14 protein-coding genes are annotated in these 12,221 nt (G+C 72.7%); 9 read left to right on the top strand and 5 right to left on the bottom strand.

The features are described from left to right. Positions 1 to 7 precede the first annotated feature (7 nt). The 3 genes from WFK95_RS09690 to WFK95_RS09680 are packed head-to-tail and all read right to left on the bottom strand — an operon-like array spanning position 8 to position 1,762. The gene (locus tag WFK95_RS09690; protein ID WP_336670533.1) at positions 8 to 796 is read right to left on the bottom strand and encodes a DUF4190 domain-containing protein; all 789 of its coding nucleotides are present in this window, start codon (positions 794 to 796) and stop codon (positions 8 to 10) included. A 31-nt stretch (positions 797 to 827) separates the two neighbouring features. Then, the gene (locus tag WFK95_RS09685; RefSeq protein ID WP_336670532.1) at positions 828 to 1,262 is read right to left on the bottom strand and encodes a DUF4439 domain-containing protein; all 435 of its coding nucleotides are present in this window, start codon (positions 1,260 to 1,262) and stop codon (positions 828 to 830) included. Next, on the bottom strand, positions 1,259 to 1,762 hold the full coding sequence (locus tag WFK95_RS09680) for a hypothetical protein (protein ID WP_336670531.1): 504 nt from the start codon (positions 1,760 to 1,762) through the stop codon (positions 1,259 to 1,261). The genes WFK95_RS09685 and WFK95_RS09680 overlap by 4 nt, the downstream gene beginning before the upstream one ends. Before the next feature lie 88 nt (positions 1,763 to 1,850). Here WFK95_RS09680 and rimP point away from each other — a divergent pair, with 88 nt between their 5' ends. The 9 genes from rimP (at position 1,851) to WFK95_RS09635 (ending at position 10,424) form a co-directional block, all read left to right on the top strand. Then, positions 1,851 to 2,435 carry a ribosome maturation factor RimP gene (gene rimP / locus WFK95_RS09675; RefSeq protein ID WP_336670530.1) on the top strand — a complete coding sequence of 195 codons (585 nt, stop codon included), beginning with the start codon at positions 1,851 to 1,853 and terminating at the stop codon, positions 2,433 to 2,435. Beyond that, on the top strand, positions 2,436 to 3,437 hold the full coding sequence (gene nusA / locus WFK95_RS09670) for a transcription termination factor NusA (protein WP_224649966.1): 1,002 nt from the start codon (positions 2,436 to 2,438) through the stop codon (positions 3,435 to 3,437). Then, positions 3,434 to 3,703 (top strand): YlxR family protein, encoded by a 270-nt coding sequence (locus WFK95_RS09665; protein ID WP_224649968.1) that lies wholly within the window; start codon positions 3,434 to 3,436, stop codon positions 3,701 to 3,703. Before nusA ends, WFK95_RS09665 begins: the two co-directional genes overlap by 4 nt. Positions 3,704 to 3,877: 174 nt before the next feature. Beyond that, positions 3,878 to 6,718, top strand: coding sequence for a translation initiation factor IF-2 (infB, locus tag WFK95_RS09660; RefSeq protein WP_443081538.1), 2,841 nt, complete (start codon positions 3,878 to 3,880; stop codon positions 6,716 to 6,718). A 27-nt stretch (positions 6,719 to 6,745) separates the two neighbouring features. Further along, a complete protein-coding gene (locus tag WFK95_RS09655; protein WP_224649707.1) occupies positions 6,746 to 7,036 on the top strand; it encodes a DUF503 domain-containing protein in 291 nt (96 codons plus the stop codon). A 137-nt stretch (positions 7,037 to 7,173) separates the two neighbouring features. Then, complete coding sequence (rbfA, locus tag WFK95_RS09650) at positions 7,174 to 7,641, top strand: 30S ribosome-binding factor RbfA (protein ID WP_224649685.1); 468 nt, start codon at positions 7,174 to 7,176, stop codon at positions 7,639 to 7,641. After that, positions 7,638 to 8,579, top strand: coding sequence for a DHH family phosphoesterase (locus WFK95_RS09645; protein WP_224649682.1), 942 nt, complete (start codon positions 7,638 to 7,640; stop codon positions 8,577 to 8,579). Before rbfA ends, WFK95_RS09645 begins: the two co-directional genes overlap by 4 nt. A gap of 22 nt (positions 8,580 to 8,601) precedes the next feature. After that, positions 8,602 to 9,957, top strand: a complete 1,356-nt coding sequence (locus WFK95_RS09640) for an MATE family efflux transporter (protein WP_336670528.1) — start codon at positions 8,602 to 8,604, stop codon at positions 9,955 to 9,957. Positions 9,958 to 9,998: 41 nt separating this feature from the next. Continuing rightward, positions 9,999 to 10,424 carry a hypothetical protein gene (locus WFK95_RS09635; RefSeq protein WP_224649678.1) on the top strand — a complete coding sequence of 142 codons (426 nt, stop codon included), beginning with the start codon at positions 9,999 to 10,001 and terminating at the stop codon, positions 10,422 to 10,424. A 104-nt stretch (positions 10,425 to 10,528) separates the two neighbouring features. On the opposite strand, the gene fmdA is transcribed toward WFK95_RS09635, so the two are convergent. Together fmdA and WFK95_RS09625 are read right to left on the bottom strand one after the other, a co-directional pair. Further along, a complete protein-coding gene (fmdA, locus tag WFK95_RS09630; RefSeq protein ID WP_336670527.1) occupies positions 10,529 to 11,785 on the bottom strand; it encodes a formamidase in 1,257 nt (418 codons plus the stop codon). Positions 11,786 to 11,828: 43 nt separating this feature from the next. Next, positions 11,829 to 12,113 (bottom strand): FmdB family zinc ribbon protein, encoded by a 285-nt coding sequence (locus tag WFK95_RS09625; protein ID WP_224649674.1) that lies wholly within the window; start codon positions 12,111 to 12,113, stop codon positions 11,829 to 11,831. Between the last annotated feature and the right edge of the window lie 108 nt (positions 12,114 to 12,221).

The following is a 12,221-nucleotide window of genomic DNA, read 5'->3' as shown; positions in this document are numbered from 1 at the left end:
TCTGCGTTCAGCCGAGCAGCGTGAGCAGGAAATCGGAGCCGTTGCCGAAACCGTCGGTCGCCACATACGCGATGCCGAAGATCAGGCCGATCACGAACAGGGCCAGGTAGACGCCACCCAGCACCACGCCGGCGATGGCCAGGCCCCGGCCCTGCTGGCCGGTCTGCTTGGTCTGCTTCATGGCGATCACGCCCATGACGATCGCCGCGATCGCGATGAAGATCGAGCCGTAACCGAGGAACGGGATGCACGAGAACGGGAACGCGATGATGCCCGTCGAGAGCGAGGCGATCGCGAGGCCGTTGGTCCCCGTCTGCGGCTGCTGGCCCGGGTAGCCGCCGTATCCCGGCTGCTGCCCGGGGTACGCGGGGTATCCGGGCTGCTGGCCCGGGAACGCCTGGCCGGGGTACTGCTGCTGACCGAACTGGTCCTGGCCCGGGTACTGGGGCGGCGCGGCGTACGGGTTCTGCGCGGCGTAGGGATCCGCGGGGGCGCCGTACGGGTTCTGCTGCGCCGCGTAGGGATCGGCCGGGGCGCCGTACGGGTTCTGCTGCGCCGCGTACGGATCGGCGGGCGCGGCGTACGGGTCCGCCGGAGGGGTGTACGCCGAGGGCGCGGCGTAGGGATCCGGCTGCGCGGTCTGGTGCACCGTGGTCGCGGCGTCGGGATCGCCGCCGACGTTCTGATCGCCGTCGCGCTTCGTCAGGTCGGGCGTGGACGGATTCGGCTCCACCGGGCGGATCGCGGTCGGGTCGTAGGTCCCGTCGCCGGGCTGCTGGGGATCACTGGACGTCATCCCCCGAGTGTAAAGGCCCGTAAACGGAACGTCAGGTGCGGATGCCGGGGAAGGGGGTGGTCACGGGGGAGACCCCGAGTGCCACCCGCCACCGGGCGCCCCGGACCGCGGCCCCGCCGAGGCCCGTGACGCCGAGGTGCCGGATCCCGTCACCGTCGGCGCGGGAGAGCAGGTTCCGATGCGCGGCCGCCGAGTCGTCCTCCACGGCGGCGGCCACCTTCGCGGCGCTGACGGGGTCGGTGACCGGCTCCGGCGGCGCGTAGGCGGGGGCGGCGACGGGGACCTCGGCGCCGGTGGCGCTGAGTACCCGGGCGAGGGCGTCCCGCTGCGAGCGGTGCTCCGCGGCATAGGTCGCGATCTCGGCCTTCCGAGTCGGCGCGGCGTAGGCCTCGACGAGGCCGTACAGGTACACGGCGGCGTGCTCGGACTGGAGGGCGGCGGCCACGGCGTCCTGGGCGGGGGTCATGCGAGCACCACCTCCGCGTGCACGCGGGTCGCGGCCGCGACGGAGCCGAGCAGGGCGGCCTGATAGCCGGAGGCGGCGACCGCCGCATCGCCCGCGTCCTTCGCCGAGCGGGTCAGCTGGGCGTGCAGCGAGGCCCGGGACAGAGGCGAGGGGGCCGCCGGGGTCGACGACGGTGCGGCGGTGACGGAGGTCGGGCGCTCGACGTACCGCGACAACTCGTCGGCCAGCGCCGACGCGTGCTGCCCGCGCTGATCGGCGATGAGCCGCAGCTGCGGTCCGGAGGCGCCGTCCAACACGGCCAGGCCGCGGGCGGCGTCGGCGTCGGCCTGGGCCTGCGCGGCGGCCGCCTGCAGCCGTACGGCCTGCGGATCGTCGGCGCGGTCCGCGGGCGTCGTGCACCCCGTCAGCGCCGTCCCGCCCGCGAGCGCGCCGCCCGCGAGGAGGACGGACGTGAGGGCGGTGCGTCGGTCGATGCCGCGGCGCGGGGGTAGGGCGATCACGGGGGCGAGTCTAACGGCGCGCCCGGGTACACTGGCCGCAGCGTTCGACACCGGGCACGTCCGGTGACAATTTCACAGGGAGGCGCGTATGGCTTACGACGAATCGGCGGTGAAGGCCGTGATCGCGCCCCACCTGGACGCGGCCGGGCTCGATCTCGAGCGGGTCAAGATCAACAACGCGGGCACCAAGTCCTCCATCGCGGTCGTCGTTGACAGCGACGCGGGCCCGACCCTCGACGAACTGGCCGAGGTCGCGCGGACGCTGTCCGCCGCGGTCGACGACGCGGACGACGTCTTCGGCGCCCAGGCGTTCACCCTCGAGGTCACCACGCCCGGCGCGGAGCGCCCGCTCACCGAACCCCGCCACTGGCGCCGCGCCCGCGGCCGGCAGGCGGCGATCGAGCTGGCCGACGGCACGAACCTGCTGGCCCGGATCGGGCCGCTCGCGGACGACAGGACGACGGTCACCGTCGTCCTGCCCGGGGCGAAGGGGCGCGCTCCGACGACCCGCGACCTCGCGCTCGCCGACGTGGCCGCCGCCGCCGCGCGGGTGGAGTTCCGCAAGCCCAACCCCGTGGAGCTGGAGCTCTCCGGCATCACCCCGGGCCGGGTGCTCCCCGGCGCCGAACCCGCAGATCTGACTGGCGACGACGCCGAAGAAGAAGAGGATTAGATGAACATCGACATGGCGACCCTGCGGGCGATCGAGGCGGAGAAGGACATCTCGGTCGACACCGTGATCGACGCGATCCAGGTGGCCCTCCTCACCGCGTACAAGCACACCGACGGGCATCAGCCGCACGCGCGGATCGACGTCAACCGGCGCACCGGCGAGGTGAAAGTGCTTGCCCAGGAGGTCGACGCCGACGGCAACATCATCACCGAGTGGGACGACACCCCCGAGGGCTTCGGCCGCATCGCCGCGGACTCGGCGCGCCAGCTCATCACGCAGCGCCTGCGCGACGCCGAGAACGACCGCACCTTCGGCGAGTTCGCCGTCTACGAGGGCGAGGTCGTCTCCGGTGTGGTGCAGGCCGATGCCCGCGCCGCGGCCCGTGGCTTCGTCGTGGTCCGCATCGGCGGTGAGCGCGAGGGCCACGAGGGCCTGCTGCCGCCCGCCGAGCAGGTGCCGGGGGAGTCCTACGCGCACGGCGACCGGATGAAGTTCTACGTCGTCGGCGTCAGCCGCGGCCAGCGCGGCACCCAGATCACCCTCTCGCGTACCCACCCCAACCTGGTGAAGAAGCTCTTCGCGCTCGAGGTGCCCGAGATCGCCGACGGCAGCGTGGAGATCACGTCGGTGGCGCGCGAGGCCGGGCACCGCTCGAAGATCGCGGTGCGCACCTCGGTCTCGGGTCTCAACGCCAAGGGCGCGTGCATCGGACCGATGGGGCAGCGCGTGCGGAACGTGATGAGCGACCTCGAGGGCGAGAAGATCGACATCATCTCCTACGACGACGACCCCGCGGTCTTCGTCGGCAACGCCCTGTCGCCGTCGTCGGTGGTGTCCGTCACCATCGTCGACCCCAAGGAGAAGGCCGCCCGCGTGGTGGTCCCCGACTTCAAGCTCTCGCTCGCGATCGGCAAGGAGGGGCAGAACGCCCGCCTCGCCGCCCGGCTCACCGGCTGGCGGATCGACATCCGCTCGGACGCGGAGAGCGCCGAGCCGAAGTGAGCGCACCGGTCCGGACCTGCATCGGGTGCCGGCGCCGGGCGCCCGCGGGCGAGTTGATCAGGGTGGTCGCGCCCGCCGCGGACGACGGTGCGCGGACCGTCGTGGTCGACGCGCGGCGCCGCCTCCCGGGCCGGGGGGCGTGGCTGCACGACGACCCGTCGTGCCACGAGCTCGCGCGCAAGCGGAACGCGTTCCGCCGGGCGCTGCGCGTCTCCGGACCGCTCGACGACTCCCTCGGCGAAACGACTTGCCAGGACGCGCTATGATTATGAGCGGTCTGAAGACGGTAGGTCTTTCCCAAGGCCGACCTACTCGGAGATGAAGGAATCGAGCTGAAGACATGAGCACACCGTGAAGCACCAGCGATGAACGGCAATCGGAGTAACTAACCGAGGTCGGCGGGACCAGTGATGCCCTCGACCTCACATTTGAGGAGAAGAGTGGCAGGCAAGGCCCGCGTGCACGAGTTGGCTAAAGAGCTCGGTGTCACCAGCAAGGAAGTTCTCGCACGGCTCAGTGAGCAGGGCGAGTTCGTGAAGTCCGCGTCGTCGACGGTGGAAGCCCCCGTCGCGCGACGCCTGCGCGAGTCGTACGGACCCAAGTCCGACGGCGGCGCCAAGCCGGGCCCCGCCCCGGCCCGCAAGCCCGGCCCCGCGGCCGCGAGCACCCCCGCGCCCTCGGCACCCGCCGCGGATGCACCCCGTCCCACTTCGGCTCGACCCGGCCCGCGTCCCGCGGCGCCGGCCGCGCCGGAGCCGACCCCGGAGCCCGCCGCACCGGCGGCGCCCACCGCTCCCGCGGCTCCCGCCGCGAGCGCGGCACCGTCGGCGCCCGAGGCGGCGGCGCCCGCCGCTCCGGCGGCACGTCCGGGCCCGCGCCCGGCCGGCCCCAAGCCCGGTCCGCGCACCCCGAAGGTGGGCAACAACCCGTTCTCCTCGCAGGCTCCCGTCGAGCGTGCGCCGCGTCCGCAGCCGGGCCCCGGTGGCCCGCGTCCGCAGGGCGGCGCCCGTCCGGCTCCCGGCCAGGGCGGTCCCCGTCCGCAGGGCGGCGCCCGTCCGGCTCCCGGCCAGGGCGGTCCCCGTCCCCAGGGCGGTCGCCCGGCGGCCGGCCCCGGCGGCCCGCGTCCGACCCCGGGCAGCATGCCTCCCCGCCCGAACCCCGGTGCCATGCCCTCGCGCGCTGCGCGTCCGGCGGCACAGGGCCGTCCCGGCCCCGGTGGCCGTGGTGGGCCCGGTGGTCGTCCCGGCGGCGGTGGCGGTGGCTACCGCGGTGGTCCCGGCGGCGGTGCCGGTGCAGGCACGGGTGCTCCCGCGGGCGGTTTCCGCGGTCGTCCCGGTGGCGGCGGTCGTGGCCGTCCCGGCGGCACCGCGGGTGCCTTCGGTCGTCCCGGTGGCGCGCCGCGTCGTGGCCGTAAGTCGAAGCGGGCGAAACGCGCCGAGTACGAAAGCATGCAGGCGCCGATCGCCGGTGGCGTCCGTTTGCCCCGTGGCGGTGGCGAGACGATCCGTCTCGCCCGCGGCGCGTCGCTGAGCGACTTCGCCGAGAAGATCGACGCGAACCCGGCATCGCTGGTCCAGGCGCTGTTCAACCTGGGCGAGATGGTCACCGCCACCCAGTCGGTGAACGAGGAGACCCTCGTGCTGCTGGGCGAGGAGATGAACTACGTCGTCCAGGTCGTCAGCCCCGAGGACGAGGACCGCGAGCTGCTCGACAGCTTCGACCTCACCTACGGCGAGGACGAGGGCGACGAGGACGACCTCGAGCAGCGCCCGCCGGTGGTCACCGTCATGGGTCACGTCGATCACGGTAAGACCCGACTGCTGGACACGATCCGTAAGGCGAACGTCCGCGAGGGCGAGGCCGGTGGCATCACGCAGCACATCGGTGCCTACCAGGTGCTCACCGAGCTCGACGGCAACGAGCGTCTGATCACGTTCATCGACACCCCGGGTCACGAGGCGTTCACCGCCATGCGTGCCCGTGGTGCGAAGGCCACCGACCTCGCGATCCTCGTGGTCGCGGCCGACGACGGCGTCATGCCGCAGACGGTGGAGGCCATCAACCACGCGCAGGCGGCCGACGTGCCGATCGTCGTCGCGGTGAACAAGATCGACAAGGAGGGCGCGCAGCCGGAGAAGATCCGCGGCCAGCTCACCGAGTACGGCCTGATCCCCGAGGAGTACGGCGGCGACACGATGTTCGTCGACATCTCCGCGAAGCAGGGCACGAACGTCGAGGCGCTGCTCGAAGCGGTGCTGCTGACGGCCGACGCCTCGCTGGACCTGCGGGCCAACCCCGACATGGACGCGCAGGGCGTCGCGATCGAGGCGCACCTCGACCGCGGCCGCGGCCCCGTGGCCACCGTGCTCATCCAGCGCGGCACCCTGCGGGTCGGCGACTCGATCGTGGCGGGCGACGCCTACGGTCGCGTCCGGCGCATGGTCGACGAGAACGGCGACGACATCACGGAGGCACTGCCTTCGCGTCCCGCCCAGGTCATCGGCTTCACCTCGGTGCCCGGCGCAGGCGACAACCTGCTCGTGGTCGACGAGGACCGGATCGCCCGGCAGATCGCCGACCGGCGCGCGGCGCGCAAGCGCAACGCCCTGGCGGCCAAGTCGCGCAAGCGCGTCTCGCTGGAGGATCTGGATGCCGCGCTGAAGGAGACCAGCCAGCTCAACCTCATCCTGAAGGGCGACAACTCGGGCACCGTGGAGGCGCTCGAGGAGGCCCTGCTGGGGATCGAGATCGACGACGAGGTGCAGCTGCGGGTCATCGATCGCGGTGTCGGTGGCGTCACGGAGACCAACATCAACCTGGCGTCCGCGTCGAACGCGATCATCATCGCCTTCAACGTGCGGGCCGAGGGCAAGGCCACCGAGCTCGCCAACCGCGAGGGCGTGGAGATCCGGTACTACTCGGTGATCTACCAGGCGATCGACGAGGTCGAGGCCGCGCTCAAGGGCATGCTCAAGCCGGTCTACGAGGAGAAGGAGCTCGGCCAGGCCGAGATCCGCGCGATCTTCAAGTCGTCCAAGGTGGGCAACATCGCGGGTTGCATGGTCCAGTCCGGGATCATGCGCCGCAACGCGAAGGCGCGCCTGCTCCGCGATTCGAAGGTCGTGGCCGAGAACCTCACGGTCACTTCGCTCAAGCGCGAGAAGGACGACGCGACCGAGGTCCGCGAGGGCTACGAATGCGGTCTGACGCTCTCGTACTCCGACATCAAGGTCGGTGACGTGATCGAGACCTACGAGCTGGTCGAGAAGCCGCGCGACTGATGTTCCTTCGGCCGGGTGGCCCGACAGATGTTCACAGGTGTCATTGAGATAGATCTGCTGCTGGGCGACGTGCACTCGCTCAAGCACAAGCGTTCCGTGCTCCGGCCGATCCTCGCGGAGCTGCGCCGGTTCTCCGTCAGCGCCGCCGAGGTGGGCTACCAGGACCTGCATCGACGCGCCCTGATCGGCGTCGGGCTCGTCGGGCCGGATGCGGGCCACGTCGGGGAGGTCCTCGATCGGTGCGAACGCACCGCCGCGGGGCACCCCGAGGTCGAATTGTTGTCGGTGCGGCGGCGCCTCTGGGGGCCGGAGGACTGAAGCGCCCGACACGGGATTGAGTGTGGTGGACGCAGGTGCCGACGCTGCAGTCCCACACCGGGATATGCTCGCTGTTCCATCGGTTGATCACACCGTTCCACTGATCGACCGTTCGACGCGTAAGGGAGGGACTGGCCATGGCTGACCCGGCAAGGGCCGCTCGGCTCGCCAAGCGGATCGGGACCATCGTCGCGACCGCGATCGAGCACGACATCAAGGATCCGCGGCTCGACTACGTCACCGTCACCGATACCCGCGTGACCAACGACCTGCACGACGCGACGGTCTTCTACACCGTCATGGGCCCGACGCTCGACGTCGAGCCCGACTACGAGGCGGCCGCCGCCGGCCTGGAGAAGGCCCGTGGCCAGCTCCGCAGCAAGGTCGGCGCGGGCACGGGTGTGCGGTTCACGCCCACCCTGCGGTTCGAGCTCGACGGGGTGCCCGCCGCCGTCGCGAACATGGAGGCGCTGCTCGCCAAGGCCCGTGAGCAGGACGAGCGGGTCGCCGCCGTCGCCGCCACCGCGAAGCCCGCGGGCGAGGCGGACCCCTACAAGCACGACGACGAGGACGCCGACGACGAACCGGACGGGGCCGAGCGGTGACAGACGCCGCCGCCGCTGCGGCGGCGCTGGACGGTGCGCGGAGCGTGGCGGTGTACTGCCACGTGCGTCCCGACGCGGACACCCTCGGCTCGGGACTGGGCCTGGCACGGGTGCTGCGCGCCCGCGGCGCCCACGTCACCGTCAGCCATCCGGGCCCGGACCTGCCGTCCGGGATCGGCCTGCTCCCCGGCGTCGACGGTTTCACCGCGCCGAACGCGGATGCGGAGGTCGCCGTCGCGGTCGATTGCGCCAGTTCGGAGCGGCTCGCGGGACTCGAGGAGTCCTTCCACGGCCACCCCGTGCGGGTGGTCATCGACCACCACGCGACGAACACCGGATTCGGCACCGTCGACCTGATCGACCCGGCTGCCAACTGCACCACCGAACTCGTGCTCGCGGTCATCGACGCGCTCGGCGCGGAGCTGGACGCGGGGACGGCCGACTGCCTGTACGCCGGGCTGATCACCGACACGGGCTCGTTCCGCTGGGCGACGCCCGCCGGGCACGTCGTGGCGGGCCGCCTGCTCGCCGCGGGCGCGCGCGGGCGCGAGCTCTCGCGCGACCTGCTCGACAGCCACCCCCGCGCCTGGTTCTCCATGGTCGCCGCGGTGCTGGGTTCCGCGACCGCGGTGCCCGAGGCCTTCGGCGGACGGGGCGCGGTGTACGCCGTGTGCCGCGCGGCCGATCGCGGGCCGCTCGGCTGGGACGCCGCGGAATCGCTCATCGACCTGCTGCGCACCGCCGAGGACTGCGAGGTCGCCGCCCTTTTCAAGGAGAGCGACAGCGGCGAATGGTCCGCCTCGCTGCGGGCGCGCACCGATCTCGACGTCTCGGAAGTGGCGCGCGGCTTCGGCGGCGGCGGCCACCGGCTCGCCGCGGGCTACTCCGCCACCGGGACGAGCGACGACGTGGTCGTCGCCTTCCTCGCCCGGGTCTGATCTCCCGTATGACGGGAACCGCGTGACCGCGACCGCAGCCGTGCCCACCGGGCTCGGCCGGCGCATCGTCGGCCAGGCACTGCCCGCCCTCGGGGTACTCGCCGCGGAACCCCTGTACCTGCTGTGGGACACGGCCGTCATCGGTCGCCTGGGCGCGTTGCCGCTGGCCGGCCTCGCAGTCGGCGGCCTCATCCTCGCCACCGTCTCCACGCAGCTGACCTTCCTCTCCTACGGCACCACCTCGCGCTCGGCCCGCCGCTACGGCGCGGGCGACCCCGGCGGCGCCGTCGTCGAGGGCGTGCAGGCGACGTGGATCGCGCTCGCCGTGGGCACCGTCCTACTGGCCCTCGTGCAGGGCTTCGCCGGCCCGATCACACGGGTGATCGCCGGCCGCGCGGAGATCGCCGAGGCCGCCGAGTCGTGGCTTCGCGTGGCCTCCTTCGGGATCCCGCTGATCCTGATCACGATGGCCGGGAACGGCTGGCTCCGCGGCGTGCAGCGGCCCCGCGCGCCCCTGGTCTTCGTACTGGTCGGGCTGGGCCTGTCGACGGTGCTGTGCCCCGCCCTCGTCTTCGGCTGGGGCGGTGCGCCCGAGCTCGGCCTGGTCGGCTCCGCGTGGGCGAACCTCGCCGGGCAGATCGTGAGCGGGCTGCTCTTCCTCGGCGCCGTCGTGCGCGCGGCCCGGGCGGGCGGAGACGGCTCGGTCGCGGCGCTGCGGCCGCGCCTCGATCTGGTGCGGGCGCAACTCGTGCTGGGGCGCGACCTGATCGTGCGCAGCCTCTCCTTCCAGATCTGCTTCATCTCCGCGGGCGCGGTCGCCGCGCGGGCGGGCGCGCAGTACGTCGGCGCGCACCAGATCGCCATGCAGCTGTGGAACTTCGTGGCACTCGTGCTGGACTCCTTGGCCATCGCCGCGCAGACGCTCGTCGGCGCCGCCCTCGGGGCGGGGAACACCGGCGCGGCGCGGTCCTTGGGCCGCCGGGTCACCGCGTGGTCGACGGTCTTCGCGGTGGGGATCGCCGCGGCGCTCGCCGCGCTGCAGGGCACTCTGCCCCGGCTGTTCACCACCGACGCCGCCGTCCTCGACGCCCTCACCGTGCCGTGGTGGTTCCTCGTCGGGATGATCCCCGTGGCGGGCGTGGTCTTCGCGCTCGACGGGGTGCTCCTCGGGGCCTCCGACGCCGCCTACCTCCGGTCCGCGACGATGGCCGCGGCGCTCGTCGGCTTCCTGCCGCTGATCTGGCTGTCGTACGCCTTCGGCTGGGGACTGGCCGGGATCTGGTCGGGCCTGGCGGCGTTCATGGTGCTCCGCTGCGCCGCCGTGGTCGTCCGCTTCCAGGGGCACCGGTGGGAACGGGTGGGCACCGCGCCGGCGTGACCGGCTTGCAATGCGGCCCCGAATACGATCGGATAGCGCATATGGCATTCACTGTGATCACGAGCACGGCCGCGTTCCGCAAGACCCTCGCCGGTGCGGCGGTCCTCGCGGCGTGCGGCGCGGCGGTCGCCTGCACCCCGTCGGACCCCGAGTCGGTGCCCTCCTTCACCGTGAATCCCTCGGCGGCGCAGAGCGCGCCCGCGAGCCCGTCGTCCCGCGCGTCGTCCTCCGCCTCGGCGGCGGCCACCACCACGGCGCCCGCCCCGACGGCCACCCAGGAGCAGCCGGCGGGCGGCACGCCGTACGTCGCGCCCACCACGACCTACCCGACGGCGGAGACGACGACGGCCGCCCCGACGACCACCCAGCCGTACCCGACGACCGTGGTCATCCCGCCCGGCATCGACCTGCCGCCGGGCGCGCCGCGCACCATCACCATCCCCCCGGGCCTGCCCTTCCCGCGCTGACCGCGCCTCGGCACGGCCCTCTCGTCGCCCGGGCACGCCTCGGCCCCGGGGCGCGGGCGGCGGGTTCGCCGTGGCCGTGCACCCGGGGCCGGGGGAGGGGCGGATCAGCGCGAGGCGCGCGGCGCCCCCTGACCGGGATCGATCTGCACCGGACCGTTCTTGCCCGGGGTCACGTCGAAGTCGAAGATCGACGTCGGGATGTACACCGTGGCACAGGAGTTCGGGATGTCGACGACGCCGGACAGCCGGCCCTCGATCGGCGCCGCACCGAGCAGCAGGTAGGCCTGCTCCGGGCTGTAGCCGAACTTGGTGAGGTAGTCGATCGCGTGCAGGCAGGCGCGCTGGTACGACAGGTGCGAGTCCAGGTACCGCTGCTCGCCGTCGAGCGTCACCGACGTCCCGGAGAAGGCGAGGAACTGTTCGTACCGGGGGCCCACGTCGCCGCCGGGCAGGAAGATCGCGTTCTCGCTGACGCCGTAGGTCTCCATGCCGCCGGAGATGATGTCGACGTGCAGGTCGATGAAGCCGCCCATCTCGATGGCGCCGCAGAAGGTGATCTCGCCGTCGCCCTGGCTGAAGTGCAGGTCGCCGACCGACAGGTTCGCGCCGTCGACGAACACCGGGTAGAAGACGCGGGTGCCGCGGGTGAGGTTCTTGATGTCCTGGTTGCCGCCGTTCTCGCGCGGCGGCGCGGTGCGCGCGCCCTCCGCGGCGGCCGCGGCGAAGGCGTCGCCGGTGAGGGTGCCGAGGATGGCGTCGTTCGGCTCGGGCGGCAGCGCCAGGGGCGGCACACGGTCCGGATCGGTCGCGATCAGCGCGGCCTCACGGGCGTTCCAGCGGGCCAGTAGGTCCTTCGACGGTGCCGTGCCCATCAGGCCCGGGTGGATGATGCCGGTGAAGCTGACGTGCGGCACGTGCCGCGAGGTGGCGGTGTGGCCGGTGAAGTCCCAGACGGCCTTGTAGGCGTCGGGGAACTGGTCGGTCAGGAATCCGCCGCCGTTCTCCTTGGCGAAGATGCCGGTGTAGCCCCAGCCCTGCCCGGCGAGCGGGCCGCTGTCCTCCTGCGGGATCGGGCCCACGTCCACGATGTCCACGATGAGCAGGTCGCCCGGCTTCGCGCCCTCGACGGCGATCGGCCCGGACAGCGTGTGCACCGTCGTCAGCGGCGCGTTGAGGATGTCCTCGGCGGAGTCGTCGTTGTGAATGGCACCGTCGAACCACTCGCGGCAGTGCACCCGGAAGGTGTCGCCGGGCTTGACGGTGACCGCCGGCGGGATGGCGTAGTGCCACCGGTTGTGCCCGATCTTCTCCTGATCGGTGAACTTCTTCGAGGAGTCGAGCGGGAATACGACCTCTGGCATGGGACGGACCTCTCTTCTTCGGTGGACCTTCTCGGGTGGGAACTCAGGGGCGGGGCAGGCGCGCGTGCCGCGGGTCCGACGGTGCCGGCCCCCGGCCCGGACGCGGCGCGCCGGCGGGGGAGCCGACGACGGCCGGTCGTTCGGCGGTGGCCTTCGTGGCGTCGAGGAGCCGCATGGCGCCGCGGTCGGCGCGGCCGATCTGCGGCGCGGTGACCCCGCGCGGGGCCGGATCGCCACAGCGACACGCCGTCGCGTCGGGGACGTCGCGCATGCTGAAGGTCGCGTCGAACGGTCCGCAACGGGCGCAGCGGAATTCATACGTAGGCATGAGTGGACGGTATTCCTTTCGCGGGGCCGCCGGAGGGTAATTACCGAATCGGTAGTGAATCTGGTGGGTATCGTGAGTCCGTGCCAGCCCAGTCGTCCACGCCGCCGC

The sequence above is a fragment of the Tsukamurella sp. USMM236 genome, from assembly GCF_037148755.1.
GTDB lineage: Bacteria > Actinomycetota > Actinomycetes > Mycobacteriales > Mycobacteriaceae > Tsukamurella.
This window is presented reverse-complemented; position numbering and strand designations above follow the sequence as displayed.

Excerpts from the sequence above, each read along its gene's own strand:
- rbfA (WP_224649685.1), top strand. The coding sequence starts at position 7,174 with ATGGCTGACCCGGCAAGGGCCGCTCGGCTCGCCAAGCGGATCGGGACC.
- WFK95_RS09655 (WP_224649707.1), top strand. The coding sequence starts at position 6,746 with ATGTTCACAGGTGTCATTGAGATAGATCTGCTGCTGGGCGACGTGCAC.
- WFK95_RS09635 (WP_224649678.1), top strand. The coding sequence starts at position 9,999 with ATGGCATTCACTGTGATCACGAGCACGGCCGCGTTCCGCAAGACCCTC.
- WFK95_RS09685 (WP_336670532.1), bottom strand. The coding sequence starts at position 1,262 with ATGACCCCCGCCCAGGACGCCGTGGCCGCCGCCCTCCAGTCCGAGCAC.
- WFK95_RS09690 (WP_336670533.1), bottom strand. The coding sequence starts at position 796 with ATGACGTCCAGTGATCCCCAGCAGCCCGGCGACGGGACCTACGACCCG.
- WFK95_RS09625 (WP_224649674.1), bottom strand. The coding sequence starts at position 12,113 with ATGCCTACGTATGAATTCCGCTGCGCCCGTTGCGGACCGTTCGACGCG.
- fmdA (WP_336670527.1), bottom strand. The coding sequence starts at position 11,785 with ATGCCAGAGGTCGTATTCCCGCTCGACTCCTCGAAGAAGTTCACCGAT.
- nusA (WP_224649966.1), top strand. The coding sequence starts at position 2,436 with ATGAACATCGACATGGCGACCCTGCGGGCGATCGAGGCGGAGAAGGAC.
- rimP (WP_336670530.1), top strand. The coding sequence starts at position 1,851 with ATGGCTTACGACGAATCGGCGGTGAAGGCCGTGATCGCGCCCCACCTG.